The organism is Leisingera sp. ABD4_442, assembly GCF_056160905.1.
On sequence record NZ_JBSWYB010000002.1, the window covers coordinates 102,528 to 126,226 of the forward strand.

30 protein-coding genes are annotated in these 23,699 nt (G+C 62.9%); 17 read left to right on the top strand and 13 right to left on the bottom strand.

The window, feature by feature from the left end; translation table 11 throughout:
- Window positions 1–15: 15 nt before the first annotated feature.
- Window positions 16–360 carry a hypothetical protein gene (locus ACXAHG_RS02375; RefSeq protein WP_475040730.1) on the top strand — a complete coding sequence of 115 codons (345 nt, stop codon included), beginning with the start codon at window positions 16–18 and terminating at the stop codon, window positions 358–360.
- 10 nt (window positions 361–370) lie between these two features.
- On the opposite strand, the gene ACXAHG_RS02380 is transcribed toward ACXAHG_RS02375, so the two are convergent.
- From ACXAHG_RS02380 to ACXAHG_RS02395, 4 genes are all read right to left on the bottom strand, one after another.
- Window positions 371–1,540 carry a lytic murein transglycosylase gene (locus ACXAHG_RS02380; protein ID WP_475040731.1) on the bottom strand — a complete coding sequence of 390 codons (1,170 nt, stop codon included), beginning with the start codon at window positions 1,538–1,540 and terminating at the stop codon, window positions 371–373.
- A 46-nt stretch (window positions 1,541–1,586) separates the two neighbouring features.
- A complete protein-coding gene (gene cbiB / locus ACXAHG_RS02385) occupies window positions 1,587–2,498 on the bottom strand; it encodes an adenosylcobinamide-phosphate synthase CbiB (RefSeq protein WP_475055714.1) in 912 nt (303 codons plus the stop codon).
- Window positions 2,495–3,457, bottom strand: a complete 963-nt coding sequence (locus ACXAHG_RS02390) for a threonine-phosphate decarboxylase (protein WP_475055922.1) — start codon at window positions 3,455–3,457, stop codon at window positions 2,495–2,497. The genes cbiB and ACXAHG_RS02390 overlap by 4 nt, the downstream gene beginning before the upstream one ends.
- Before the next feature lie 127 nt (window positions 3,458–3,584).
- Entirely contained in the window at window positions 3,585–4,559 is a 975-nt protein-coding gene (locus ACXAHG_RS02395; protein WP_475055715.1) for a glutathione S-transferase family protein, read from the bottom strand.
- A gap of 214 nt (window positions 4,560–4,773) precedes the next feature.
- Between ACXAHG_RS02395 and ACXAHG_RS02400 the strand changes: the two genes are divergently transcribed.
- On the top strand, window positions 4,774–5,142 hold the full coding sequence (locus ACXAHG_RS02400) for a hypothetical protein (RefSeq protein ID WP_475040738.1): 369 nt from the start codon (window positions 4,774–4,776) through the stop codon (window positions 5,140–5,142).
- A gap of 6 nt (window positions 5,143–5,148) precedes the next feature.
- Here ACXAHG_RS02400 and ACXAHG_RS02405 read toward each other — a convergent pair whose 3' ends face one another.
- On the bottom strand, window positions 5,149–5,679 hold the full coding sequence (locus tag ACXAHG_RS02405) for a L,D-transpeptidase family protein (RefSeq protein ID WP_475055717.1): 531 nt from the start codon (window positions 5,677–5,679) through the stop codon (window positions 5,149–5,151).
- Window positions 5,680–5,681: 2 nt separating this feature from the next.
- Window positions 5,682–6,854 (bottom strand): MalY/PatB family protein, encoded by a 1,173-nt coding sequence (locus tag ACXAHG_RS02410; protein ID WP_475055719.1) that lies wholly within the window; start codon window positions 6,852–6,854, stop codon window positions 5,682–5,684.
- Window positions 6,855–6,965: 111 nt separating this feature from the next.
- Between ACXAHG_RS02410 and def (ACXAHG_RS02415) the strand changes: the two genes are divergently transcribed.
- From def (ACXAHG_RS02415) to ACXAHG_RS02440, 6 genes are all read left to right on the top strand, one after another.
- Complete coding sequence (gene def, locus ACXAHG_RS02415; protein WP_475055720.1) at window positions 6,966–7,484, top strand: peptide deformylase; 519 nt, start codon at window positions 6,966–6,968, stop codon at window positions 7,482–7,484.
- Window positions 7,485–7,497: 13 nt separating this feature from the next.
- Window positions 7,498–7,995 carry a peptide deformylase gene (gene def, locus ACXAHG_RS02420; protein ID WP_475034273.1) on the top strand — a complete coding sequence of 166 codons (498 nt, stop codon included), beginning with the start codon at window positions 7,498–7,500 and terminating at the stop codon, window positions 7,993–7,995.
- A gap of 165 nt (window positions 7,996–8,160) precedes the next feature.
- Complete coding sequence (gene fmt, locus ACXAHG_RS02425; protein WP_475055722.1) at window positions 8,161–9,078, top strand: methionyl-tRNA formyltransferase; 918 nt, start codon at window positions 8,161–8,163, stop codon at window positions 9,076–9,078.
- 24 nt (window positions 9,079–9,102) lie between these two features.
- Window positions 9,103–9,339 (top strand): hypothetical protein, encoded by a 237-nt coding sequence (locus ACXAHG_RS02430; RefSeq protein ID WP_039159127.1) that lies wholly within the window; start codon window positions 9,103–9,105, stop codon window positions 9,337–9,339.
- 9 nt (window positions 9,340–9,348) lie between these two features.
- The gene (locus ACXAHG_RS02435) at window positions 9,349–9,585 is read left to right on the top strand and encodes a GlsB/YeaQ/YmgE family stress response membrane protein (RefSeq protein WP_475055724.1); all 237 of its coding nucleotides are present in this window, start codon (window positions 9,349–9,351) and stop codon (window positions 9,583–9,585) included.
- A gap of 131 nt (window positions 9,586–9,716) precedes the next feature.
- Complete coding sequence (locus ACXAHG_RS02440; RefSeq protein ID WP_475055726.1) at window positions 9,717–10,709, top strand: glycosyltransferase family 2 protein; 993 nt, start codon at window positions 9,717–9,719, stop codon at window positions 10,707–10,709.
- A gap of 6 nt (window positions 10,710–10,715) precedes the next feature.
- On the opposite strand, the gene ACXAHG_RS02445 is transcribed toward ACXAHG_RS02440, so the two are convergent.
- The 6 genes from ACXAHG_RS02445 to ACXAHG_RS02470 form a co-directional block, all read right to left on the bottom strand.
- Window positions 10,716–11,339 carry a trimeric intracellular cation channel family protein gene (locus ACXAHG_RS02445; protein ID WP_475055728.1) on the bottom strand — a complete coding sequence of 208 codons (624 nt, stop codon included), beginning with the start codon at window positions 11,337–11,339 and terminating at the stop codon, window positions 10,716–10,718.
- 16 nt (window positions 11,340–11,355) lie between these two features.
- Complete coding sequence (rnhA, locus tag ACXAHG_RS02450) at window positions 11,356–11,820, bottom strand: ribonuclease HI (protein WP_475040751.1); 465 nt, start codon at window positions 11,818–11,820, stop codon at window positions 11,356–11,358.
- On the bottom strand, window positions 11,813–12,412 hold the full coding sequence (locus tag ACXAHG_RS02455) for a class I SAM-dependent DNA methyltransferase (protein WP_475055730.1): 600 nt from the start codon (window positions 12,410–12,412) through the stop codon (window positions 11,813–11,815). Before ACXAHG_RS02455 ends, rnhA begins: the two co-directional genes overlap by 8 nt.
- Window positions 12,413–12,433: 21 nt before the next feature.
- Entirely contained in the window at window positions 12,434–13,048 is a 615-nt protein-coding gene (locus ACXAHG_RS02460; protein WP_475040754.1) for a LysE family translocator, read from the bottom strand.
- Window positions 13,049–13,149: 101 nt separating this feature from the next.
- Complete coding sequence (ispH, locus tag ACXAHG_RS02465) at window positions 13,150–14,100, bottom strand: 4-hydroxy-3-methylbut-2-enyl diphosphate reductase (RefSeq protein WP_475055732.1); 951 nt, start codon at window positions 14,098–14,100, stop codon at window positions 13,150–13,152.
- Between the two features lie 222 nt (window positions 14,101–14,322).
- The gene (locus tag ACXAHG_RS02470) at window positions 14,323–14,892 is read right to left on the bottom strand and encodes a LabA-like NYN domain-containing protein (protein WP_019296609.1); all 570 of its coding nucleotides are present in this window, start codon (window positions 14,890–14,892) and stop codon (window positions 14,323–14,325) included.
- Between the two features lie 137 nt (window positions 14,893–15,029).
- Here ACXAHG_RS02470 and folK point away from each other — a divergent pair, with 137 nt between their 5' ends.
- The 9 genes from folK (at window position 15,030) to rnc (ending at window position 22,188) form a co-directional block, all read left to right on the top strand.
- A complete protein-coding gene (gene folK, locus ACXAHG_RS02475) occupies window positions 15,030–15,599 on the top strand; it encodes a 2-amino-4-hydroxy-6-hydroxymethyldihydropteridine diphosphokinase (RefSeq protein WP_475055733.1) in 570 nt (189 codons plus the stop codon).
- 93 nt (window positions 15,600–15,692) lie between these two features.
- Complete coding sequence (gene rpoZ, locus ACXAHG_RS02480; RefSeq protein ID WP_475040760.1) at window positions 15,693–16,046, top strand: DNA-directed RNA polymerase subunit omega; 354 nt, start codon at window positions 15,693–15,695, stop codon at window positions 16,044–16,046.
- Window positions 16,047–16,082: 36 nt separating this feature from the next.
- Window positions 16,083–18,215, top strand: a complete 2,133-nt coding sequence (locus ACXAHG_RS02485) for a RelA/SpoT family protein (RefSeq protein ID WP_475055735.1) — start codon at window positions 16,083–16,085, stop codon at window positions 18,213–18,215.
- Between the two features lie 55 nt (window positions 18,216–18,270).
- The gene (locus ACXAHG_RS02490; RefSeq protein WP_475055737.1) at window positions 18,271–18,912 is read left to right on the top strand and encodes a DUF2062 domain-containing protein; all 642 of its coding nucleotides are present in this window, start codon (window positions 18,271–18,273) and stop codon (window positions 18,910–18,912) included.
- Window positions 18,913–19,017: 105 nt separating this feature from the next.
- Complete coding sequence (locus ACXAHG_RS02495) at window positions 19,018–19,764, top strand: pyridoxine 5'-phosphate synthase (RefSeq protein WP_475055739.1); 747 nt, start codon at window positions 19,018–19,020, stop codon at window positions 19,762–19,764.
- 7 nt (window positions 19,765–19,771) lie between these two features.
- A complete protein-coding gene (locus ACXAHG_RS02500) occupies window positions 19,772–20,191 on the top strand; it encodes an ABZJ_00895 family protein (protein ID WP_475055741.1) in 420 nt (139 codons plus the stop codon).
- On the top strand, window positions 20,188–20,619 hold the full coding sequence (gene acpS / locus ACXAHG_RS02505) for a holo-ACP synthase (protein ID WP_475040768.1): 432 nt from the start codon (window positions 20,188–20,190) through the stop codon (window positions 20,617–20,619). Before ACXAHG_RS02500 ends, acpS begins: the two co-directional genes overlap by 4 nt.
- Window positions 20,620–20,677: 58 nt before the next feature.
- On the top strand, window positions 20,678–21,514 hold the full coding sequence (lepB, locus tag ACXAHG_RS02510; protein WP_475040770.1) for a signal peptidase I: 837 nt from the start codon (window positions 20,678–20,680) through the stop codon (window positions 21,512–21,514).
- On the top strand, window positions 21,511–22,188 hold the full coding sequence (rnc, locus tag ACXAHG_RS02515) for a ribonuclease III (protein ID WP_475040772.1): 678 nt from the start codon (window positions 21,511–21,513) through the stop codon (window positions 22,186–22,188). Before lepB ends, rnc begins: the two co-directional genes overlap by 4 nt.
- 3 nt (window positions 22,189–22,191) lie before the next feature.
- On the opposite strand, the gene ACXAHG_RS02520 is transcribed toward rnc, so the two are convergent.
- The gene (locus ACXAHG_RS02520) at window positions 22,192–23,574 is read right to left on the bottom strand and encodes a multicopper oxidase family protein (RefSeq protein WP_475055742.1); all 1,383 of its coding nucleotides are present in this window, start codon (window positions 23,572–23,574) and stop codon (window positions 22,192–22,194) included.
- Window positions 23,575–23,699: the final 125 nt, after the last annotated feature.

The window sequence follows — 23,699 nt, forward strand, 5'->3', positions numbered from 1 at the left end:
GGCATGAAATGGATCATGCCCCTTTTGTTTTGCGCGCTGGCCCCGGCTGCCTCGGCTGAGGGCTGGGCGCTGCGCACTGGCGATATGCCGTTCGCCCGCGAAGAGCTGGACGGTCTGCCCGGCCGGTCTTTTCAGTTCTTTGACGGAGGCGAGTCGCTTTATGGCAGGGATGGTGTCTATTCCTACACCTACTCCCCGGAAAATGGCGGCGGCACCGCCTGGGGCACTTACCGGATCAATGGCGATGGCAGTATCTGCGTGGATTTTGCCAATGGGGCGTCCCGCTGCGACCTCTATGTCCGAAATGGCAGCAGGGTGATCCTGATTACTGAAAAGGGCGACCGTTTCCCGGTTCGTTAGGGTCAGGCCCCTAAAGTCTCTGCAGCAGCGCTGGTGTCGGCCAGGCATCCGCCGGCAGGCCGAGGCGTTCTTGCTCCTTCTGCACGGCGACACGGGTGCGGGCGCCGAGAATGCCGTCGATGTTGCCCACATTATGGCCGCGGGCCTGCAGTTTCTGCTGCAGCTGCTTCATCTGTGCGCCGCTGAGCCCATTGTCCGGTTTGCCGGCATTATAGACCTCTGCGCCTTCCAGCCGGTTGGCGAAATAGGCAGCGGTCAGAACATAGGTAAAGCTTTGGTTCCACTCGAAATAAACATCGAAATTCGGATAGGCGAGGAAGGCCGGCCCCTTGTGCCCCTGCGGCAGCAGCAGCGAGGCGCGCATGGTGTTTTCAGGCAGTTTGCCGTCGCGGGCCGCGACGCCCATTTCGCGCCATTGCGCCACAGATTTCTTGCGGGCTGTTCCGGTGAGCGACAGGTCGAGCCCTTCCGGAATGGTGACTTCCTGCAACCAGGGTTCGCCCGGCTGCCAGCCCAGATGGGACAGCATGCGCGCGCCGGACATCAGCGCGTCGGGTGCTGAGGATTTCAGGCTGACTTTGCCGTCGCCATCGGCGTCCACCCCATGCTGCAGGATGTCTCCGGGCAGCATCTGCACCATGCCGATTTCACCTGCCCAGGCACCGGTGGTGCGCTTGGGGTCGAAATCGCCCTGTTTGAACAGCTCCAGCGCCGAGAAAACCTGCGGCCGGAACAGCTCCGGGCGGCGGCAGTCATGCGCCAGCGTCACCAGCGCGTCGCGGGTGTTGAAGTTGCCCTGATAGCCGCCGTAGTCGGTTTCAAAGGCCCAGAATGCCAGCAGCACACCGCGGTCGATGCCGTAGGTGCGCTCAATCCGCTTAAAGGTGGCATCGTGCTTTTGTGCCATCTGGCGCCCGCGCTTGAGGCGGTTCTGCGAGATGAGGCGCTGGGAAAACTCAATGAAGGGCTTTTGAAAGACCCCCTGCGCGCGGTCTGCCTTGAGCACGCTTTGATCCTGGCGGGTGCCGTCAAAGAAAGCATTGACCGTAGCGGTGTCATAGCCGGCTTGCACGGCTTCGTCTTTCATCAGCTTGACGAAATTCTGAAAACCGCCGCCGCACTGGGCTGATGCTGCTGCGGGCAGCAGGGCCGCCGCGAGGACAAAGGGCAATAGGCGCATGGTTCTGGCGCTCCTTGGTCTTACCGCTCCCATAGGGTCTTATGTGCTAGAAAACCGCGGCGATGGCAACCGTCAGGGCCAGCGCAAGCGCCCAGGTTTGCCACAAATATGTGACCGAGCGGGTGATGGTTTCGGCACTGGCGCTTTTGGCGCCGCTGGCGTGGACCCAAGCGAAATCGCGCATTTCGCCGTCATAGGAGCGCGGGCCTGCCAGGGAGGTGTCCAGCGCCCGCGCCATTGCGGCTTCCGGCCAGCCGGCATTGGGCGAGCGGTGCTTGCGCGCATCTTCTGCGATGGCGCGCCAATGGCGCAGCTGCCCGCCGGCCGCGGCGATCAGCAGACCGGTCAGCCGGGCTGGGATCAGGTTCAGCAGGTCGTCCAGCCGGGCAGAGGCCCAGCCGAAATCCCCGTACCGTTCGTTACGGTAGCCGATCATGCTGTCGGCGGTATTGAGCATCTTGTAGATGATCAGGCCGGGCAGCCCGGCGATCAGGAACCAGAAAGCAGGCGCGATGACACCGTCCGACATGTTCTCAGCACCGCTTTCGATGGCGGAGCGTGCGGCCTGCGGCGCAGTCATGGCGCCGGTGTCGCGGCTGACGATCATCGCCACGGCCTGGCGGCCCTCCTCCAGGCTGCTGCGCAGGCCCTGAGCAACCGCAGCGACATGTTCGGTCAGGGACCGCTGGGCAATAAGGACGGCTGCCACCAGGATCTCCGCCAGCGTGCCAGGCAGGGCCAGCAGCTTACCGGCGATGAAACCTGCCAGAACCAGGGCCGCTGCCGCCAGCACGCCCTTGGCGCGGCGGCTGGGGCCGGTGTTGAGTTTGCGGTCGAGGCAGCCTACCAGCCTGCCCATCAGCACCGCCGGGTGGGTCAGGCGCGACCATAGCCATTTCGGCTCTCCCAGGACAGCGTCCAGCAGCAGGGCAACGGCAAGCATTCCGGCAGTGGTCACAGCGCTGCCTCCAGCCGGTTCCAGCCGTCTGCGGGCGGCAGGCCAAGGCGCAGGAAGGTCTTGGAATAGGGGAAGATGCGGCTCCAGATATGGGCGCGGGCCAGTTTCCGCTGCCAGGCGGCGGCGTCATCCACATTGTAAAGCCGGAACAGATCGGTGCCGCCGGCCAGGCTGGCGCCCTTGGCCAGAACTATCTCATCCAGCCGGGCCGCGTCCTGACGCAGCCGGGTGCGGGTTTCCTCTGCCCAGGCGTGATCCTTCAAAGCCAGTTCGCCGGTGCGCAGGGCCGGGCCGGAGACTGCCCAGGGACCCTGCCAGGTGGCGAGCTGCGCAATCAGCTTGGGGTCGCCGATGGCAAAGCCCAGCCGCATCCCGGCCAGCCCCCAGAATTTGCCAAAGCTCTTCAGCACGATAACGCCGGGGCGGGTAGCCATGCGGATCAGGCTTTCACCCGGGCACACATCGCAGAAGCTTTCGTCGATGATCGTCAGCGGTGCGGAAAGCTCGTCCTCGCGCCACATCCGGCCATCCGGGTTGTTGGGGTGCACCGCAACCTTGGCCTCGGCGGGCCCGTGCACCCTGGTGATCCAGCCGCGGGACTCAAAGGCGGCGGCGTGTTCGTTGTAGGTGGGTTTGGTGATCTGCACCCAGCGCGGTTCGGCCAGGGCGGGCAAGGCGGCAATCAGCGCAGAGGCACCGGGGGCCGCCAGGACAGCGGCCTGATCCGGGATGTTCCAGAAGCTGCGGGCGGCCTGTTCCAGATTTGCCAGCGCATCCGCATCCGGCAGCGCCCCCCAGTCGCCGGCGCTGAATTGCGGCAGCGGGTAGGGGTGCGGGTTGATGCCAGTGGAGAGGTCGATCCAGCCGCTGCGCGTTCCGCCGAATTCGGCGATGGCGGCGCTCAGGTTACCGCCATGGTCGCGGGGCAGGGTTGCGGGGTCGTGAGAGAGGTCATGCATCGCGGTCGCCACCGGTGAGAGTTCACACCGGCCACTGCCGGCTGCCATATGAGGCACTGCGCGTATTAACCTATGCTGCAGGGGGCGTGAACTCCCTATTTACGGTGGGGCAACGCGACGTCAGGTGTCAGCCGCGCCCGTGCGGCTCCTGCCAGTCGATGTCCGGATTGGCGGGGATGATCCGGTGCGGATTGATTGTGTCGTGGCTGAAGTAATAGTGGCGCACGATGTGCTGCATGCCCACGGTGCCGGCCACCCCCGGCCATTGGTACAGCTCGCGGGTGTAGGCCCAGAGGTTCGGATAATCCATCAGCCGTTTGCGGTTGCATTTGAAATGGGTGTGATAAACAGGATCGAAGCGCAGCAGGGTGGTGAACAAGCGCCAGTCAGCCTCGGTGATACGCTCGCCCAGCAGGTAGCGGTGCTGCGACAGCAGGTCTTCCAGCCAGTCCAAGCTATCGAACAGCGGTTCTACGGCCTCGTCATAGGCCTGCTGCGAGGTGGCAAAGCCGCATTTGTAGACGCCGTTGTTGATGGTGCTGTAGACGCGGGCATTCACGGCCTCAATCGGCTCGCGCAGCTCTTCCGGCCAATAGTCATCGCTGTTGCCGGTGATCCCGTCAAAGGCCGAGTTGAACATGCGGATGATCTCGGCGCTTTCGTTGGAGACGATGGTGTTCTGCGCCTTGTCCCACAGTACTGGAACCGTCACCCGGCCAGTGTATTCCGCATCGGCGCGGGTGTAAATCTGATGCATGTGCGAGCTGCCGAACAGCTCATCGCCTGTGGCGCCGTGCGCGTCGGTTTCAAATGTCCAGCCTTCGCCCAGCATGTCGGGATGCACGACGGAGACAGAAATATGCTCCGCCAGCCCCTTCATCTGGCGGAAGATCAGCGTGCGGTGCGCCCAGGGGCAGGCCAGCGAGACATAAAGATGATAGCGCCCGCTTTCGGCCGTGAAACCGCCCTTGCCCGACGAGCCCGCGCTTCCATCGGCAGTGATCCAATTGCGGAACTGCGATTCGCTGCGCTTGAAGGCGCCGCCGGTGGATTTGGTGTCATACCACCGGTCGTGCCATTTCCCGTCGATCAAAAGGCCCATAACGTGTGCTCCTGCTGCTGTGCAGGGCAAACATATGCAGACACAGCCTGCGCGCCTATGCAAGCCAGCGCGCAGGCCGTCTGCACCCCTGCACAGGAGCAACAAAATTGCGCGGCCGTCAAATTTTCGGAAATGTTCACTTGATTTTATATATTTGTGACGCACCGTTGAAAGAAGGACCCGTGTGAACCGAAGCATCTGGAAGGCCGCTGCCATGAACACCTATGTACCCAAAGCTGTGCAGGAAGCGCTGGACACCGCCCGCCTTCAAGGGATGCGGAAAAAGAGCCGTTTGCGGGTGATGGCGGATAATGAGCTGTATCCGGTGCTGCGGCTGTGGAAGACTGGCTTCTCGGTCGAGGCGGAGACCGCGCCGATGCTGCGCGGGCTGGTCGATATCTACGACGGCGCCCGCCATGTCTCGCAATGCCTGATCGTGGCAGGCGAGGAAGAGGGCGGCGAGATGCGTTATGAATTCAAGCGGTCCACCCCTGCTGCGGACAAGGCGCCGGTGGATTTCTACAAGTCGCCGGACGGGCCTGCCGGGCTCATCCCCTTTGACCAGTCGCAGGGCAAGATCTGAAACGGTTCAGGGACGGATTTCTACTTCCGTCCCGATGTCCGCCAGGCGCCAGAGCGTTTTCATCTGTTCGTTGCTGACAGCGATGCAGCCAGCAGTCCAGTCGCCGGGCAGGGTGATCAGGCTGCCGACCGAGTTCGGCTGTCCGTGGATGAAGATATCGCCGCCAGGGTTGACGCCTGCGGCCTTGGCCGCTGCCCTGTCCTCGGGTTTGGGGTAGTTGATCCCCAGCGACAGGTGATAGGCGCTGTTCGGGTTGCGCCGGTCGATCTGGAAAATGCCTTCGGGGGTTTTACCGTCGCCTTCCTGGAACTTGTCGCCCAATGGGGCAAATCCAAGCGCGATTGGAAACTCCAGCACCGTCTCGCCGCCGCGGCTGGCGGTCAGGCGGCGGGCGGACTTCTCGATCAGGATGCGGTCGACCCTGTCCACCGCCGCGCCCAGGGGCGGCGGCGCCGGGCGCGGGGCAAAGGCCTGCCAGGCCATCCAGGCGGCGCCGGTCAGAACAACCAGCGCCAAGAGGTGCAGCAGGCGCTTCATGGTTATTGAAGGTCCGAGAAGGCGGCGGTCAGGCGGCGGCAGGCTTCCTCCACCCGCGAGCGCTGGGTCGCCAGGTTGAAACGCTCCATCATTTCGCCGCCGGTGCCGAAGCCATCGCCGGGCGAGGTGGCGATCCTGGCGTCTTCGCGCAGGCGCCTGACGAATTCCTCGCGGCTCATCCCGGTGCCGGAGAAATCAACCCAGGCCAGGTAGGTGGAGGCCAGCGGCAGCGATTTCAGGCCGGGCAAGGCGTTGACGGTCTCGTCGAACAGTTTCCGGTTGCCTTCCAGATGCGCGATCTGGGCATCCACCCATTCGGCACCCTCGGGCGAGTAGGCGGCGGTGATCATCGCCACGCCAAGGGAGCTTGGGTCATAGTCCAGCGTGTTCAGGCGATGGCGCATCTTGGCGCGCAGCTCAGGGTCGGCAATGATCATGTTGCCGGTGCGCTGGCCTGCGATGTTGAAGGTCTTGGAGGCGGCAGTCAGGGTAATCGTCCAGGGGCGGGCTTCGGGGGCTGCGGCATCCATCGGCACAAAGGTGTGGCCCGGATAGACCAGGTCGTGGTGGATTTCATCCGAGACCAGGATCAGCCCGTTGCGCTTGGCGAAATCTGCCACCGCCCGCAGCTCCTCCGGCGTCCAGACCCGGCCCGAGGGGTTCTGCGGCGAGCACCACAGGAGCAGTTTCTCGGAGCCATCCAGCCGCGACTGGGCATCGTCCAGATCGACGGTGTACTCATCGCCGTTGCGTGCCAACGGGCATTCCACCACCTTGCGGCCCGCCTTGTTCACCTTGTGCGCAAACTCATGGTAGACGGGCGAGAAGATGACCACGCCATCATCCGGTGCGGTCAGCACATCCAAGCAGAGCGCAATCGCGTTGCCCAGGCCCTGGGTGGTCAGGATCCAGTCGGTTTCGATCTCCCAGCTGTGGCGGTTCTTCATCCACCATTGCACGGCCTGCAGATACTCCGGATGCTGCCAGGAGTAGCCGAACACGCCATGTTCCGCGGCCTTTTTGACGGCCTCGATGACACAGGGCGCGGTCTCGTAGTCCGAATCCGCCGTCCACATCGCCAGCCCGTCATCGGGGGAGACGCCGAACAGCTGCTCCATCTTGTCCCACTTTGAGCTATGGGTGCCGCGGCGGTCGGCGGGTTTGTCGAAATTCATGCGGTGGACTCCCGTGTCGTTGCCCGTAACTTTGCCAGCGAAGCTAATCGCTGCTGCGCTGCGCGCAAGGGGGGCGTTGCGGTAAAGCGGCTGATCGCATAGATGAACCTCATGAAACGACCGATCCTGATCCATCCCGATCCCCGCCTGAAAAAGGTCTGTGTGCCTGTGCCGGACCTGAGCGATGACTTGCGCGTGCTGGCGGATGACATGCTGGAAACCATGTACGCTGCGCCCGGCATCGGCTTGGCGGCGCCGCAGATCGGCATCCTGCAGCGGCTGATCGTGCTTGATTGCGTCAAGGAAGAAGACGGCGAGCCGCGCCCGCTGGTGATGTTCAACCCGCAGATCATCTCTTCCTCGGACGAAACCAACGTCTATGAGGAAGGCTGCCTGTCGATCCCGGATCAATACGCCGAGGTGACCCGCCCCAAGGTGGTGGAGGTCGAATGGATGGACCGTGACGGCAATGCGAGAGCCGAGACGTTTGACGGGCTTTGGGCCACTTGCGTGCAGCATGAGATCGACCATTTGGACGGCAAGCTGTTCATTGATTACCTGAAGCCGCTGAAGCGCCAGATGATCACCCGCAAGATGCAGAAGCTGAAGCGCGAACGCGCCCGCGCCTGAGGGATTACCAGACATGACTGTCCGCACCTGCCTGCCCTGGCCTGACAAGCGCCTGCGCGCCAAGGCCGAGGAAGTAACCGAGATCACCGACGAGATCCGCGAGATCTGGAACGACATGGTCGATACCATGGACGCGATGCCGGGCGTCGGCCTGGCGGGCAACCAGATCGGTGTGATGCTGCGGCTTGCGGTGGTGGATGGCTCCACCGAGCGCGGCAAGGCGGTGAAGCTGGCCAACCCCGAGATCCTGCATGCCTCGATCGAACTGCGCGAGCATGACGAGGCCAGCCCCAACCTGCCGGGTGTGTCGGCCAAGATCAAACGGCCGCGGGCGGTGACGGTCCGCTACATCAATGAGCAGGGCATGGTCGACCGCCGCGACTTTGTCGGCATCGAGGCGACCTCGGTGCAGCACCAGATCGACCATCTGAACGGCAAGATGTATTTCGACCGCCTCAGCAAGGTGAAGCGCGACATGCTGATCCGCAAGGCGAAGAAGCTGAACGGCTGAGGCCGGATTTCCATTCTCCGGGCCGGTTGCGGCCCGGTTTTCGCCCGGCCCCGCCCCCAGGGCAGGCGCGAAACGCCCACCCCGGGACCGGGCGCGACCCTTTTGTTGCGCTGCAAGGCCCCGCCAGACGTGCGGCAAGGCAGCGGGGCAGGGACGGGAATGCTGATGCGCATCATCTTTATGGGAACACCTGATTTCTCGGTGCCGGTGCTGGACGCGCTGGTTGCGGCCGGGCACGAGATTGCCGCCGTTTACTGCCAGCCACCCCGGCCTGCGGGCCGCGGCAAGAAGGACCGTCCCACCCCCGTCCACGCCCGCGCCGCGGCTTTGGGGCTGGAGGTGCACCATCCGGTGTCGCTGAAAGGGGCAGAGGAGCAGGCGGCCTTTGCGGCGCTGAACGCCGACGTTGCCGTGGTGGTGGCCTACGGGCTGATCCTGCCGCAGGCGGTGCTGGACGCGCCGGCGCGGGGCTGTCTGAACATTCACGCCAGCCTGCTGCCGCGCTGGCGCGGCGCGGCGCCGATTCACCGGGCGATCATGGCAGGCGATGCGGAAACCGGGATCTGCATTATGCAGATGGAGGCGGGGCTCGACACCGGTCCAGTGCTGCTGCGCGAGTCCACAGCCATTGGCACCGAAGAAACCACAGCCCAACTGCATGACCGGCTGTCGGAAATGGGCGCCGGGCTGATCGTGGACGCGCTGGCCCGGCTTGCGGAGCTGATGCCTGAGGTGCAACCGGAAGACGGCGTCATCTACGCCGAAAAGATCGACAAGGCAGAGGCGCAGATCGACTGGTCCCGCCCCGCCGCGGAAGTGGACCGCAAGATCCGCGGGCTGTCGCCCTTCCCGGGCGCCTGGTGCGAGGTCGAAGGCCAGCGGGTGAAGCTGTTGGCCTCACGGTTGGCGGAAGGCCAGGGAAATCCAGGCGAAGTGCTTGATGACGGGCTGACCATCGCCTGCGGCGAAGGGGCAGTTCAACTGCTGCGCTTGCAACGGGCAGGCAAAAGCGCGCAGGATCCGGACGTATTCCTGCGCGGCTTCCCTGTTCCCAAGGGCAGCCGCCTGCAATCAGGACTGTAATCAGACTGCAACCGGAGGCGCGTGATGATCCTGACCTTGATGGGCACCGTGGTGATTGCCGGCATTGTCGGCTACGCGGCCGAGCGCAGCGGTTTCACCAGCAACGGCTACGTGCAGTCGATCATCATCTGCACCGGAGGCGCCTTCCTGTTCTACTTTGTGCGGCTGATGTTCGGCATCGGTTTCAGCGCGCCGGGCTGGAACGCCATCGCCTCCTCCATCGGGGCGCTGGTGATCGTGCCCACCCATTGGCGCAAGTAGGAGGCTGACATGCCCATCATTGCCCTGATCATCATTGGCGCCGCCGCAGGGTTTCTCGCGACCCGGCTGATGCGGCTGGAAACCGGTATCATCCCCACAGTTTGCATCGGCATGGCAGGTGCGCTCATCGGCGGGCTGGTGCTGCGGTTTCTTCTGACGGTTATGGGCTTCATGGCGGGCTTTGCCGGCGCGGTCCTGGGCGCCCTGCTGCTGATCTGGCTGTGGCAGCGCTATGGCGGCCGGTAGCCGCCGCTGCGGCGCAGAGGCCACAGCCCATAGATGAGCGCAGAATTTCTGCTGCACAGCTCCAGCGAATGCTTAAGATAGGCCAACCGCCGCATAAAGCCGCGGAAAACCGAGGCAGAGAGCATTAGCAGATGACACAGGACAGCGGCCGCTCTGGCACGCCGAAAGTGGTGGTTGTAACCACCATGAAAGACGAAGGCGCCTATATTCTCGATTGGATCAGCCATTACAAAGCGATCGGTGTCAGCGACTTTGTGATTTTCACCAACGATTGTTCGGACCCGACCGACCACATCCTGCGCAACTTGCACCGGATGGGTGTGATTGAGCACCGGTTCAACCGGGTGATGCGGCGCGGCCCGCACAAAAGCGCCCTGATGTGGGCGGAATATGAACCCAAGGTGCAAGAGGCTGACTGGGTCCTTGTCATTGATGTCGATGAGTTTTTGCAGATCAACTCCGGTGACGGCACTTTGCCGGGATTGCTGGCAGAACGGGCGGATGCGGATGCGGTCTCCTTTGTCTGGCGCATTTTCGGCAATGCCGGAGTTGGGGTCGTGGATCACCCGCCTGTACCGCAGGCCTTTACCCGCGCTGAACCGTCGGCAGGCAGCCCGGAGGAGCACCGGTTTTTCAAGACCGCTTACCGCAACAACGGCAAGTTCGACCGTATGGGAGTCCACCGTCCCTTTCTGGCCGTGCCGCCAGAGGAGGTGAACTGGCAGCTGGCGGATGGCACCCGTCTGCCCGGGGATGAGCTGGAAGGTATTTTGTATGTGCGCGGCGGATACGGGTATTCCGCAGCGCAGCTCAATCACTATGCGCTTCGCTCCCGTGATGGGTTCTTAAACAAGAAGGCACGGGGACGCGCCAATCATTTCACGTCTTCGATCGAGCCGGGCTACTGGCACAAGTTCGACCGGAATGAAGAGGAAGATACTTCGCTGGCGCAGAACTTTGCAGCTGCGTTGAAGATAAGGGACGAACTGCTGCAAGATGAGAGGCTGCGGGAACAGCATGAGCTGGCCCTGGTCTGGCACCGGCGCAGGGGGCGCAAGGCCAGAATCAGTCAAGAGGGCCAGGCTTTCCTTAAGCTGCTGGAGGGCAGCCGGAAAACCGCCTGACCGGTTTCAGCTGCGGGGCGGCCGGCTTTTGTAGACTGGCAAGTGCCAGCCGAACAGTACAGAGCCAGCCCGCAGAACCCAGCACACACAGGCGCAGGCCAGCAGGGCAAACCGCAGTTCGACGCCCAGCCAGATGGCAGCAACCGCAGTGATCGCGCCTGCCATGGCGCAGGTGATGTAGAGTTCGCCCTGTTTCAGAACCAGCGGCACCTCGTTGCACACGACGTCGCGCATCAGCCCGCCCATAGTGCCGGTTGCCATTCCCATCAGGACGGTGATCACCGGCGGGCTGTCCAGGGCCAGGGCTGCGCCGGTGCCTGCGGGCACCGCGACTGCCAGGGCGAAACTGTCGAGCCAAACCACCCAGCGCAGGCGGCTTTCCAGCAGATGCGCGGTGAAGAACACCGCTACTGCGGCAAGGGCCGCCAGCAGGATGTAGTTGGGATTGCCGATCCAGAACACCGGATTGCGGTCCAGCAGCAGGTCGCGCAGCGTGCCGCCGCCCAGAGCGGTCAGGCAGGCGACAAAGGCAAAGCCGACGATGTCGAGCTGCGCCCGGCTGGCCACCAGCGCGCCGGTCAGTGCAAAGACCAGCACCGAGGCATAGTCCAGAAAAACCAGAAAGGTCATCGGGCGTCCCCGCGCATCAGGCGCTTTTCTTCTTCTTGAAGGGGGCCATGCCTGCGCGTGCCAGCTCATCTGCGCGCTCGTTCTCCGGGTGGCCTGCGTGGCCCTTTACCCATTCCCAGGTTACCTTGTGGCGGGCCTGCGCTTCGTCCAGCCGCTGCCACAGCTCGACGTTTTTCACCGGCTTCTTGTTTGATGTCTTCCAGCCGTTTTTCTTCCAGCCGAAGATCCAGCCCGTGACGCCGTTCTTCACATAGGCAGAGTCGGTCACCACAGTGATGGTGGACGGCCGCGCCAAACTTTCCAGTGCATTGATTGCGGCCAGCAGTTCCATCCGGTTGTTGGTGGTCTCACCTTCGCCGCCCTGCAGTTCTTTTTCTTTGACGATGGTATCACCGTCCATGGCGCGCAGCAGGACACCCCAGCCGCCGGGGCCGGGATTTCCAGAGCAGGCGCCGTCGGTATAAGCAAATAATTCAGGCATGCGCCGTCAGTACTACGAACTCCTGGGCAGTGCCAGCCAGTCCTTTGCCTGTACCGCGGCGGGCATCCAGCACGGTGAAGCCGGCGGATTCGAGGTGCTGGCGCAGCTCGTCCCCGCTGTAATAGGCATAGAATCTGCCCAGTTCATCGCGGCCTTCGCCTTTGCCCAGTTTCATCGCCAGGCACAGTATGCCGCCTTTGGTCAGCGCCCGGTGCACAGCGGACAGGTGGGTGGCAAGCTCAGCCTGCGGTACGTGCAGCAGGCTGAAGTAGGCCCAAATGCCGTCAAACACTGCCTGTGCATCCAGGGCGTGAAAGTCTGCGGTAATGACCTCGATCCCATAGGCTGCGCGGGCGGCCTCTGCCATTTCCGGCGAAGCATCGAGTGCAGCCACACGAAAGCCCCCATCCCGGAAACGCGCGGCCCAATGGCCGGGGCCGCAGCCGAGGTCCAGCACCGTACCGCCTTCCGGCAGACGGGCGGTGAAGGCCTGAAAATCGGCCTCCTCTCCCGGGTCCGTTCTGCCTGTGAACAGCTTGGAGTATTCCTCGGCGCGGTCGTTGTAGATGCTGATGGTTCTGTCATCGCTCATCGGGGTTCTCCAAGGGTCCGGTCAGGCACGCTCCACCGCTAGCCGCGCAGCGAGCCCCGTAAAGACGGCAGCAAAGCCGCGGTTGAGCCACTTCAGCACCCGCTCGCTGTTCAGAAGGTAGGTGCGGGCCTGGGCGGCAAACAGGCCATACAGCACGAAAATGGCAAAGGTCAGTGCCATGAATACCAGCCCGAGGACAGACATCTCCAGCGTCGCGCTGGCGGGGTTGCCGCTCAGGAATGGCGGCAGCAGCGCCAGGAAGAACACCGACAGCTTGGGGTTCAGGATATTGATCAGCGCTCCGCGCCAGGCGATTTTCCAGCCGGGCTGACTGGTGCGTTTCGAGGACACGGCCAATGCACCGCCGCTGCGCAGCGCCTGCCAGGCGAGGTACAGGAGATAGGCCACCCCCGCCGCTTTGACGATCTGGAACAGCAGAGCAGAGCTGTGCAGAACGGCCGCCAGCCCCAGCGTGGCAGCCGCCAGATGCGGAGCAATGCCGAAAGTGCAGCCGGCCGCGGCCCAAATGGAGGCGCGCCAGCCTTGGCCAAGACCCAGCGCCAGCGTGTAAATGACGCCCGTGCCGGGGGCGAGGACGACAACAAATGCAGTGATCAGAAAGTGCAGCGTAATCATGAATGCGGCTCCAGAAAAAATGCCCGGGAGCCTATGCCTAACACGGTTAGACCGCAGCGGGTGTGATTTCTGTCACTTTCGCTGCACTCTGGCTTGTGCGTTCACGCAGGCTGCCGCAGTACCCGGGGCACCTTGAATTCCACTGTTTCCACCGCGGTCTCCACGACCTCTACGGTCACCTCGTACCGCTGGCGGAAAGCGTCGATCACCTCGTTGACCAGCAGTTCGGGGGCAGAGGCGCCGGCGGTGATGGCGACAGAGCGGATGCCCTCCAGCGCGCGCCAGTCGATGTTTTCGGCACGCTGCACCAGCTGGGCGTAATCGCAGCCGTTCTTGGCGCCTACTTCGACCAGGCGGCGGGAGTTCGAAGAATTCGGGGCGCCGACCACCAGCAGGGCATCCGCCTTGGGGGCCACCGATTTTACCGCTTCCTGGCGGTTGGTGGTGGCATAGCAGATGTCTTCCTTGTGCGGGCCGATGATGTTGGGAAAGCGTTCCTCCAGCGCCGCGACGATGCCCTTGGTGTCATCGACCGACAGGGTGGTCTGGGTGACATAGGCCAGACGGTCCGGGTCGCGAACCTCAACATGCGCCACATCGGCGGCGGTCTCCACCAGCAGCACCTCACCGTCGGGCAGCTGGCCCATTGTGCCGATGGTCTCCGGGTGGCCCTTGTGGCCGATCATGATCATCTGCAGCCCGGCCTCAGCATGGCGCTGGGCCTCGATGTGCACTTTGGAGACCAGCGGGCAAGTCGCATCGACATAGATCATCTCGCGCGCTTCGGCGGCCGCGGGCACTGATTTCGGCACCCCGTGGGCAGAGAAAATCACCGGCCGGTCGTCGGGGCATTCGTCCAGCTCCTCGACAAAGACCGCGCCTTTTTCACGCAAAGAGTCGACCACGAATTTGTTGTGCACGATTTCGTGGCGGACATAGACCGGCGCACCCCATTTGCCAATCGCCATTTCGACGATCTTGATCGCGCGGTCGACGCCGGCGCAAAAGCCGCGCGGCGCGGCGAGGTAAAGGGTCAGGGCTGGCTTGGTCATGGGCGTCTCCTTGCGCGCCAGAGGTAAGCGCTTCGGGCGGCAAGGTCCAGTGCTGGTAGGGCCCGGATGTGACGGCATCAAGCCGCACAATTCGAGTGTTCAGCGGCGGCCGTTAGAAAAAAATGGTTTGCCAGTCTTCAAAAGCGGCTGGCGGCCGGAGGCATTGGAACAGGCCCCACCCCATCAGGTGCCTGTTCCGCAACCCTTTCCGGCGGTCCGGTCTCAGCCGTGTGCAGCTGTTGCGGAACGCGGTTCGCTTTGCTCGCGCGGCGGGCGGCCGATCACGTCGCGCAGTTCTTCCAGCTCGATGAAATTGTCGGCCTGGCGGCGCAGGTCGTCAGAGATCATCGGCGGCTGGCTGCGGATGGTCGAGACCACCGAAACCCGCACACCCTGGCGCTGCAGGCTGGCAATCAGCGGGCGGAAATCCCCATCACCCGAGAACAGCACGATGTGGTCCACGCGCGGCGCCAGCTCCATGGCATCGACTGTAAGCTCGATGTCCATATTGCCCTTGACCTTGCGGCGGCCCATGCTGTCGGTGTATTCCTTGGCCGGTTTGGTGACCATGGTAAAGCCGTTGTAATGCAGCCAGTCCACCAACGGACGGATCGGGGAGTACTCGTCATTTTCCAGCAAGGCGGTATAATAAAACGCCCGCAGAAGCTTGCCGCGGCGCATGAATTCCTGCCGCAAGAGCTTATAGTCGATATCAAATCCGAGCGCCTTGGCCGCGGCGTACAGATTTGAACCGTCTATGAACAGCGCAAGCCGTTCGTCCTTGTAAAACATAAATTTTTCCTTCCGGTATCGCCGTCTCAGCCAGGTGTTCCGTGAGTGAATGCTTGAAATTGGCGGGACGGGTGGACTTAATGTAAGTTATTTGTCATTTGCCGCAAGTGTACTGCCATTCTGAAATAGGGTCAAAAATGGCCGGAAAACGGAAAACGTCGCTCATCGCCCTCGGCGGCAACCTGCCTGTTGACGCTAATGCGCCTCAAGTCGCCTTGTCAAAAGCTATTGCTGACCTGCAATCGGAAGACATCGTGCTGCGCAGCGTTTCAAGGTTCTTTCAAACGCCGTGTTTCCCGGCAGGAGCGGGACCGGATTATGTGAACGCTGCCGTTGCGGTCGAAACCTGTTTGACTGCGGAAGCATTGCTGGCCCGCCTGCATGAGGTAGAGGCGCGGTTTGCCCGTGTGCGGGAGCAGCGCTGGGGGATGCGGACCCTGGATCTGGACCTAGTGGACTACGGCGGCGCGGTGTTGCCGGATGCGGCGGGATACGCCCGCTGGCAAGGGCTGCCGCTGGAGCGCCAGATGCAGGACGCGCCGGGGCAGCTTATCCTTCCGCACCCGCGTATTCAGGACCGGGCCTTTGTGCTGGTGCCGCTGGCGGATATTGCGCCGCGCTGGCGCCACCCGGTGCTGCAGAAAACTGTGAAGGAAATGCTGGCGGAACTGCCGGAACAGGACGTGGCCGGAGTTGTCCCTCTCTGATCCGCGCAATGCGGTGTTTTCCGCCCTTGTCAAGAGAAACATTTGGGCGTAGATGTCTGCCTTCTGGACCAGGAATGAATTGGAGAGTCGCTGATGGCCCGCGTGACGGTTGAAGATTGTGTAGACAAGGTTCCCAACCGCTTTGAGCTGGTGATGCTGGCAGCGCATCGCGCCCGTGAGATTTCGGCTGGTGCCCCGATCACCGTTGAGCGTGACAATGACAAGAACCCTGTTGTGTCCCTGCGCGAAATCGCCGACGAGACCCAAAGCGCGGACGAGCTGCGCGAGCGCCTGATTGAGAGCAACCAGACTCAGATCGAAGTGGACGAGCCGGAAGAGGATTCGATGGCTCTGCTGATGGGTGCGGATGGCGACAAACCCGCCGAAGACGATATGTCGGAAGAGAAACTGCTGCGCGCGCTGATGGAGGCCCAGGGCCAGGGCTAAGGCTTGCGCTGACGAATTTGAGGCTGCGGACCGGACATGATTTCCCCTGACGACCTGATTGCTCTGGTCCGCAACTACAATCCCAAAACAAATGCGGAAAGGATCGCCGAGGCCTATGCCTTTGGCGAGCAGATGCATGAGGGGCAGTTCCGCCACTCGGGCGAGCCCTATTTCACGCATCCGGTGGCGGTGGCCGCGATCCTGACCGAACAGCGCCTGGATGATGCAACCATCATCACCGCGCTGCTGCATGACACCATCGAAGACACCAAGGCCAACTACGAGGAAGTCGCCCGCCGCTTTGGCGACGAGGTGGCGATGCTGGTCGACGGCGTCACCAAACTGACCAATCTGCAGCTTTCCAGCCGTGAGACCAAGCAGGCGGAGAACTTCCGCAAGCTGTTCATGGCGATGTCCAAGGACCTGCGGGTGATCCTTGTCAAGCTTGCCGACCGCCTGCACAACATGCGCACCATCAAGGCGATGCGCCCGGAAAAGCAGGCCCAGAAGGCGCGCGAGACGATGGATATCTATGCGCCTCTTGCGGGGCGCATGGGGATGCAGTGGATGCGAGAGGAGCTGGAGGATCTGGCTTTCCGTGTCTTGAATGCAGAAGGCCGCCAGTCGATCATCCGCCGCTTTGTGACCCTGCAGCGGGAAACCGGCGATGTGATTCACCGGATCACCGGCGACATGCGGCTGGAGCTGGAAAAGGCTGGGATCGAGGCAGAAGTATTCGGCCGCGCCAAGAAGCCCTATTCGATCTGGCGCAAGATGCAGGCCAAGGACCAGGGCTTCTCGCGGCTCTCCGACATTTACGGCTTCCGGGTAATCACCACCTCGGAAGAGGATGCCTACCGCGCGCTGGGCGCGATCCACCAGCGCTGGCGGGCTGTGCCGGGCCGGTTCAAGGACTATATCAGCCAGCCGAAATCGAACGGCTACCGGTCGATCCACACCACCGTGTCGGGGCGTGACGGCAAGCGGGTGGAGGTGCAGATCCGCACCCGCCAGATGCACGACGTGGCCGAAACCGGGGTTGCGGCGCATTGGTCCTACCGGGACGGGGTGCGCACCGAAAACCCATTTGCTGTCGATCCGGCCAAATGGATCGCCTCGCTGACGGAACAGTTCGATGCTGAGGACGACCACGACGAATTCCTCGAGGCCGTGAAGCTCGAGATGTATTCGGACCAGGTGTTCTGCTTCACCCCCAAGGGCGATGTGATCAAGCTGCCCAAGGGCGCGACGCCGATCGATTTTGCCTATGCCATCCACACCCGCATCGGCAGCTCCTGCGTCGGAGCCAAGGTGGACGGCATCCGGGTGCCCCTGTGGACACGGCTGCGCAACGGCCAGTCGGTGGATGTGATCACCGCCGAAGGCCAGACACCTCAGGTGAGCTGGCTGGAGATCGCCACCACCGGCAAGGCCCGCACTGCCATCCGCCGGTCCCTGCGTGAGGCGGACCGGGCGCGGTTTGTGAAGCTGGGGCATGAGCTGGCGCGTTCAGCCTTTGAACACGTCGGCAAGAAGGCGACCGACAAGGCGCTGGAAACCGCGGCGCGGGCGCTGCGGGCCAGCGGCGTCGATGAGCTGCTGGCGCGGCTGGGCGCTGCCGAGATTACCGCGCATGACGTGGTGCAGTCGGTCTACCCCGAACTGACCACCGGCGACGGTGACGAAATCTCGCCGCGCCGGGCGGTGGTCGGCCTGGAACCGGGCCAGAGCTTTGAGCGCGCCCCCTGCTGCCAGCCGCTGCCGGGCGAGCGTATCATCGGCATCACCTACCGGGGTCGTGGCGTGGTGGTGCATGCGGCCGATTGCGACCGGCTGAGCGAATTTGAGGATCAGGTGGAGCGCTGGGTCGATGTGCAGTGGCACAGCGGCACCCACCCGGCAGCCTATGGCACCACGCTGGAACTGACCATCGGCAATGATGCCGGGGTGCTGGGACGCATTTGCACATTGATTGGCGAGAAAAAGGCCAATATCTCGGACCTGGAATTTGTAGACAGGAAACCAGACTTTTACCGGCTCATGATCAATGTGGAACTGCGGGATGTGGAACAGCTGCACTCGCTGATGCTGACGCTCGAGGCGGAAAGCGATGTTGCCGCGGTGGCGCGGTTCCGGGAAAAGCCGGAAGAGCGCCACTTCCCGGGGTAAGCCGCTGAAACTCTGAGCTGGGAACTGGGCCGGGAACTGGGAAGGACGCACAGCTTTGGTATTCAGGCGCCGGGACAGACGCCCGCCCCTCCGGGCTCTGGCGGATTTCCTCTGGCCGCGCGGCGGCTGGGGCAGGGCGTTCCTGTATGTAAAGCACCGGGTGCGCCGGCTCCCCGATTCGCCTGAACGCATCGCCCGCGGCATCTGGGCTGGCGTGTTCACCACCTTCACCCCGTTCTATGGGCTGCACTTTCTGGTGGCTGCCATCATCGCGCGGGTGATGAATGGCAATATCCTTGCCTCGCTGAGTGCGACTTTCTTTGGCAACCCTCTGACCTATGTGCCGATCGGGGTGGCGTCCTTGCAAACCGGGCATTGGATTCTGGGGACCGAGTTTGACGAGCAGGTGGACAAATCCCTGGTGGGCAAGTTCATGGATGCAGGCAAGGACCTGAAGGACAACCTGTTTGCCCTGTTCATGGATCAGCCGGCGGACTGGCAGGGGCTGCACCTGTTTTATAACGAGGTGTTCTATCCCTATATGATCGGCGGCATCATTCCGGGGATCATTTCTGCCACTGTCTGCTATGTGCTGAGCCTGCCTGCGATCCGGTTTTATCAGCAGCGCCGCCGGGCCAGGATCAAGGCCAAGTTCGAGGCGATCAAGCAGCGCGCCGACATCAATACCGGGTCCTGACTGCAGCAGAAGTATTGTACCAATTCCGCCTGCAAGCTTGCGCTTGCCTGCGGCCTGTCTAGTCTTTGGCTAAGGCTTTGACTTCAGACGGATTGGACAACTGCCATGACACAGGACCTGCTGCGCCTGGGCGTGAACATCGACCATGTGGCCACTGTGCGCAACGCCCGCGGCGGCGCCTATCCGGACCCGGTTCGGGCGGCGAAACTGGCCGAGGAAGCGGGTGCCGACGGCATCACCGCCCACCTGCGCGAAGACCGCCGGCATATCACTGACGCCGACATAGACGGGCTGATGGAGGCGCTGTCCGTGCCGCTGAATTTCGAGATGGCCGCAACCGGGGAAATGCAGAAGATAGCGTTGCAGCATAAGCCGCACGCAGTGTGCATCGTGCCGGAGAAGCGCGAGGAGCGGACCACCGAGGGCGGGCTGGACGTGGCCCGCGAGGAGAACCGGCTGGCGCATTACATCGCGCCGCTTCGGGATGCGGGCTGCCGGGTGTCGATCTTTATTGCGGCCGACAAGAAGCAGATCGAGGCCGCGCACCGGATCGGCGCCGAGGTGATCGAGCTGCACACCGGTGCCTATTGCGAATTCCACGCAGAGGGGGAACTCGTGGAGCGCGACCGCGAACTGGACGCGCTGCGGGATATGTCTGCCTATGCCCATTCGCTGGGGCTGGAAGTTCACGCAGGCCACGGGTTGACATATGATACCGTCCAGCAGGTCGCCGCTTTTCCCGAAGTGCGCGAACTGAACATTGGCCATTTCCTGATCGGTGAGGCAATATTCCGCGGGCTGGTGCCGGCTGTGCAGGAAATGCGCCGGCTGATGAATGAAGTGCGGGGATAAGTCTGCAATGCAAGTCAATTTGATCCGCTATGGGCTGATCTGGATGGCGGCCTCGGTCGGGATGATGCTGCTGGGCCTGCTGCTGGCACAGTTCGGGGTGGGCATGCCGGCCGGCTTGGCCACGGTGCTGCCGCCAATGGTGGCTTCGGTCATGGAGGGTATGCGCATCGCACAAACGGCCCGTCAGCCCTTGACGGGCAGGGCCGCTTGGAAAAACGCCGCGGCGATGACCGGGGTTGTGGCGCTGCTGACCATCGCCCAACTGCCGCTGTATTGGAACAACCCGGTGATTGTTGAGGCGCGGCAAACCATCCCGCTGGTTTTCCTCGCGGGCATTTTTGTGCTGCTTCTGGCCGTCATCCTGATGGTCAACCGCCTGTTCCTGGGCCATGGCATCAAACTGGGGCTGAAGCGGCTGGAAGAATGATCCTCGGCATCGGAACCGATCTGGCCAATATTGAGCGGATCCAGCGCACGCTGGACCGGTTCGGGGACCGCTTTCGCAACCGGGTCTTTACCGAAGTGGAGCAGAAGAAGGCTGAGCGCCGCCGGGATGTCGTGGGCACCTATGCCAAGCGATGGGCCGCCAAGGAGGCTTGCTCCAAGGCACTGGGCACCGGTTTGCGGATGGGCATTGCCTGGAAGGACATGGCGGTCTCCAACTTGCGCTCCGGCCAGCCGGTGATGCATGTAACGGGCTGGGCCGCCGAACGCCTGCAACAGATGACCCCGCCCGGCCATGAGGCGGTGATTCACGTGACATTGACCGATGATCACCCCTGGGCGCAGGCCTTTGTCGTGATCGAAGCGCGCCCCGCGCCCGTGGACACAGCGGAAATGCCCTCGGGAACTTGACTTGCCCCCTTTAGGCCCGCATGTAGCCCCGGACCCTGTTTTCAAACCGGAGAGCCTGATGACGGCCAAAGCAAAGACCGGCAGTTCGATCATCGAGACGGTGAAGACCATCGTCTATGCGCTGCTGATCGCCGGTGTCTTCCGCACCCTGTTCTTCCAGCCCTTCTGGATCCCGTCCGGATCAATGAAGGAAACCCTGCTGATCGGCGACTTCCTGTTCGTGAACAAGATGGCCTATGGCTATTCTTATGCCTCCTGCCCAAGTGTCCGCATCCCTGCCGTCGGGTTGAATGTCGACGCCAAGGACATCTGCGGTTTCCTGGATGGCGACAACACCCGCCTGATGGGCGGCGAGCCGGAGCGCGGTGATGTGGTGGTGTTCCGCCATCCGGTGAACGGCAATGACTTCATCAAGCGGCTGATCGGTCTGCCGGGTGACAAGATCCAATTGAAGAATGGCGTGCTGTTCATCAACGGCGAAGCGGTCAAGCTGCAGGATGCGGGTGAGTTCGAGGAAGTGATGGAACGCCAAGGGCCGCAGGGCTCCTTCCCGCGCTGCGAAAACGCCCCGGTGGGCCAGGGTGCCGTCTGCAAAAAATCGCGCACGCTGGAAACCCTGCCGGGCGGCAATGAGCATATTGTGCTTAACATCACCAACCAGGGCATGGATCACACTGGTGTCTACCAGGTGCCGGATGGCCACTATTTCTTCATGGGCGACAATCGCGACAATTCTTCCGACAGCCGCCTGCCGCAGTCAGCGGGCGGGGTTGGCTTTGTGCCGTTTGAAAACCTGATTGGCCGTGCCGACCGGATCATGTTCTCCTCCGCTGGGCGCTCGATGCTCTATTTCTGGACCTGGCGCAGCGACCGTTTCTTCAAGGGGATCCAGTGAAGCTGTCCAAGGAACTGAGTGCGTTTGAGGAGCGGATCGGGCACAAATTCGCCCGCCCTGAGCTGCTGCAGCGCGCCGTGACCCATGCCTCTGTCTCCTCTTCCACCCGCAAGGACAACCAGCGGCTGGAGTTTCTGGGCGACCGGGTGCTGGGCCTGGTGATGGCCACCGCACTGCTGGAGCATGACAAGACCGCCACCGAAGGCCAGCTGGCACCGCGCTTCAACGCGCTGGTGCGCAAGGAAGCTTGCGCCGATGTCGCCAAGGAGATCGACCTCGGCGCTGTGCTGAAGCTGGGCCGCTCCGAGATGATGTCCGGCGGTCGGCGCAAGCAAGCGCTTTTGGGGGATGCGATGGAGGCGGTGATTGCCGCGGTCTACAAAGACGCGGGCTTTGATGCCGCGGCGGAGGTGATCCTGCGCCTTTGGGGCAGCCGCATCCACAAGGTTGAAACCGACGCGCGCGACGCCAAGACTTCGCTGCAGGAATGGGCGCAGGCGCGCGGTCAGAAGGTCCCAACTTATGTCGAGGTGTTGCGCAGCGGCCCGGACCACGCGCCGGTCTTCACCATCGCCGCACGTCTTCAGGACGGCACCGAAGCGCAGGCCACCGCAGGCTCCAAGCGGCAGGCCGAACAGGCCGCAGCCAAGGCATTGCTGGAAAAGCTCGGCTAGGTCTCAGGCCACCCGGATGTATCCGGCCAGCCCGGTTTTCTGATGCTCGATAACATGGCAATGGAACGCCCAGTCACCGGGATTGTCGGCGACGAGGGCGATCTCTGCCACCTCGTCCTTCAAAAGCAGCAATGTGTCCGTCATCAGCGGCGGCAGTCTGCGCAGGTTGGAACGGATCGGAACGAAAGCCAGCCCGTGCAGGTGGATCGGATGCAGGTTCGGCGACTCATTCCGCAGCCGCAGAACATAGCTCTTGCCGTGTTCCAGCGTAGCCAGCGGGCCGGTGCCCTTGGCTGCATCGCCTGCCCAGGGCGTGCGGTTGATAGACCAGAAGCTGTACCCCATGGAGCCGCAATAACCGTCATTCGGCGGCCCGCCCTCCGGCGTCCAGCCAAAGACGAAGTCATGCACTTCTGCATTTTTTAGGTCCGGCCGGGCAACCGGGTTTGCCGGCAGCGGTTTCAGCTCCCGCAGATCACGATTAAGACTTGCCCCGGCAGACCGCAGCCGCGCCATGATGCGGGTGGGCTGGCCCGGCAGCTCTGCCAGAAGATCCGCCGTCTGCCCTTCGCTGTCAGGCATCCGCACCGCAATATCCACCCGCTGTCCTGGGCCAACCAGCAATGGCTCCTCAGCTGAGGGCAGGGGCAGCTCCGCCTCTAACGGATGCCCGTCCCAGGCAATGATGCGGGCCTGATCTGTGCTCAGACGCAGCTTGTAAATCCGCGTGGTGTCAGTGTTCACCACCCGCAGCCGCACCAGCCCGCCCGCCGGATGATCATAGACCGGCGCCTGCAGCCAGTTTGCAGTCAGCACATTGCCATGGGTGCCGCCCCGCGCCGCCCCGCGTGCGGTGTAATAGGGCAGGAACACTCCCGCATCATCCAGCCGGAAATCCCGCAGGTTGATGACCTGGTCGGCATCGAACCCTGGATCTTCCGTCTCCCGGATTACCATCACCCCGGTCAGCCCATGCGCCATCTGCGCCATGGTCATGCAATGCGGATGATACCAGTAGGTGCCGGCATCCGGCGGGGTGAATGCATAGTCGAAGCTCTCACCGCCCGCGATCGGCATCTGGGTCAGGTAAGGCACCCCATCCATCGCATTGGCAATCCGCAGCCCGTGCCAATGCATCGCGGTGTAATCCTCCGTGCCATTCTCTAGCCGCAGCAGCATCGGTTCTCCTTGGGTGCCAAACAGAACCGGCGGCGGCGCATCCGGCGACAGGCTCACCAGCCCCTGGGTCGGTGTTTCCCGGAAGGCAAAACTGGCAGGCTGGATGGTTAGCCGCTGCGCTCCGGCGGCCCCCGCCAATCCCCAGCCGCCCGCGCCAAGCGCCCCGGCAGTTGCAGCGGTTCCCAGCAGAAAGTCACGGCGGTTCATCAGGCAGGCCCCTTATGTGCACTCAAAGAAAGGCCTGGCTGTCAGAGTGGCTTGGCGCTGCGGTTCTTTCACGGGATTTGCCACAGGTCTTTGACATAGGGCAAGGTTGTGTGACGCCGCCAAAA

Bases quoted from the DNA above. Each gene is read 5' to 3' on its own strand.
- rpoZ (WP_475040760.1), top strand. From the start codon at position 15,693: ATGGCCCGCGTGACGGTTGAAGATTGTGTAGACAAGGTTCCCAACCGC.
- ACXAHG_RS02485 (WP_475055735.1), top strand. From the start codon at position 16,083: ATGATTTCCCCTGACGACCTGATTGCTCTGGTCCGCAACTACAATCCC.
- rnhA (WP_475040751.1), bottom strand. From the start codon at position 11,820: ATGCCTGAATTATTTGCTTATACCGACGGCGCCTGCTCTGGAAATCCC.
- ACXAHG_RS02500 (WP_475055741.1), top strand. From the start codon at position 19,772: ATGCAAGTCAATTTGATCCGCTATGGGCTGATCTGGATGGCGGCCTCG.
- ACXAHG_RS02400 (WP_475040738.1), top strand. From the start codon at position 4,774: ATGAACACCTATGTACCCAAAGCTGTGCAGGAAGCGCTGGACACCGCC.
- ACXAHG_RS02405 (WP_475055717.1), bottom strand. From the start codon at position 5,679: ATGAAGCGCCTGCTGCACCTCTTGGCGCTGGTTGTTCTGACCGGCGCC.
- ACXAHG_RS02455 (WP_475055730.1), bottom strand. From the start codon at position 12,412: ATGAGCGATGACAGAACCATCAGCATCTACAACGACCGCGCCGAGGAA.
- ACXAHG_RS02380 (WP_475040731.1), bottom strand. From the start codon at position 1,540: ATGCGCCTATTGCCCTTTGTCCTCGCGGCGGCCCTGCTGCCCGCAGCA.
- ACXAHG_RS02445 (WP_475055728.1), bottom strand. From the start codon at position 11,339: ATGACCTTTCTGGTTTTTCTGGACTATGCCTCGGTGCTGGTCTTTGCA.
- folK (WP_475055733.1), top strand. From the start codon at position 15,030: ATGGCCGGAAAACGGAAAACGTCGCTCATCGCCCTCGGCGGCAACCTG.
- ACXAHG_RS02460 (WP_475040754.1), bottom strand. From the start codon at position 13,048: ATGATTACGCTGCACTTTCTGATCACTGCATTTGTTGTCGTCCTCGCC.
- ACXAHG_RS02395 (WP_475055715.1), bottom strand. From the start codon at position 4,559: ATGGGCCTTTTGATCGACGGGAAATGGCACGACCGGTGGTATGACACC.
- ACXAHG_RS02495 (WP_475055739.1), top strand. From the start codon at position 19,018: ATGACACAGGACCTGCTGCGCCTGGGCGTGAACATCGACCATGTGGCC.
- def (WP_475034273.1), top strand. From the start codon at position 7,498: ATGACTGTCCGCACCTGCCTGCCCTGGCCTGACAAGCGCCTGCGCGCC.
- ACXAHG_RS02435 (WP_475055724.1), top strand. From the start codon at position 9,349: ATGCCCATCATTGCCCTGATCATCATTGGCGCCGCCGCAGGGTTTCTC.
- ispH (WP_475055732.1), bottom strand. From the start codon at position 14,100: ATGACCAAGCCAGCCCTGACCCTTTACCTCGCCGCGCCGCGCGGCTTT.
- lepB (WP_475040770.1), top strand. From the start codon at position 20,678: ATGACGGCCAAAGCAAAGACCGGCAGTTCGATCATCGAGACGGTGAAG.
- acpS (WP_475040768.1), top strand. From the start codon at position 20,188: ATGATCCTCGGCATCGGAACCGATCTGGCCAATATTGAGCGGATCCAG.
- ACXAHG_RS02410 (WP_475055719.1), bottom strand. From the start codon at position 6,854: ATGAATTTCGACAAACCCGCCGACCGCCGCGGCACCCATAGCTCAAAG.
- fmt (WP_475055722.1), top strand. From the start codon at position 8,161: ATGCGCATCATCTTTATGGGAACACCTGATTTCTCGGTGCCGGTGCTG.
- ACXAHG_RS02520 (WP_475055742.1), bottom strand. From the start codon at position 23,574: ATGAACCGCCGTGACTTTCTGCTGGGAACCGCTGCAACTGCCGGGGCG.
- ACXAHG_RS02390 (WP_475055922.1), bottom strand. From the start codon at position 3,457: ATGCATGACCTCTCTCACGACCCCGCAACCCTGCCCCGCGACCATGGC.
- ACXAHG_RS02470 (WP_019296609.1), bottom strand. From the start codon at position 14,892: ATGTTTTACAAGGACGAACGGCTTGCGCTGTTCATAGACGGTTCAAAT.
- ACXAHG_RS02430 (WP_039159127.1), top strand. From the start codon at position 9,103: ATGATCCTGACCTTGATGGGCACCGTGGTGATTGCCGGCATTGTCGGC.
- ACXAHG_RS02375 (WP_475040730.1), top strand. From the start codon at position 16: ATGCCCCTTTTGTTTTGCGCGCTGGCCCCGGCTGCCTCGGCTGAGGGC.
- ACXAHG_RS02440 (WP_475055726.1), top strand. From the start codon at position 9,717: ATGACACAGGACAGCGGCCGCTCTGGCACGCCGAAAGTGGTGGTTGTA.
- def (WP_475055720.1), top strand. From the start codon at position 6,966: ATGAAACGACCGATCCTGATCCATCCCGATCCCCGCCTGAAAAAGGTC.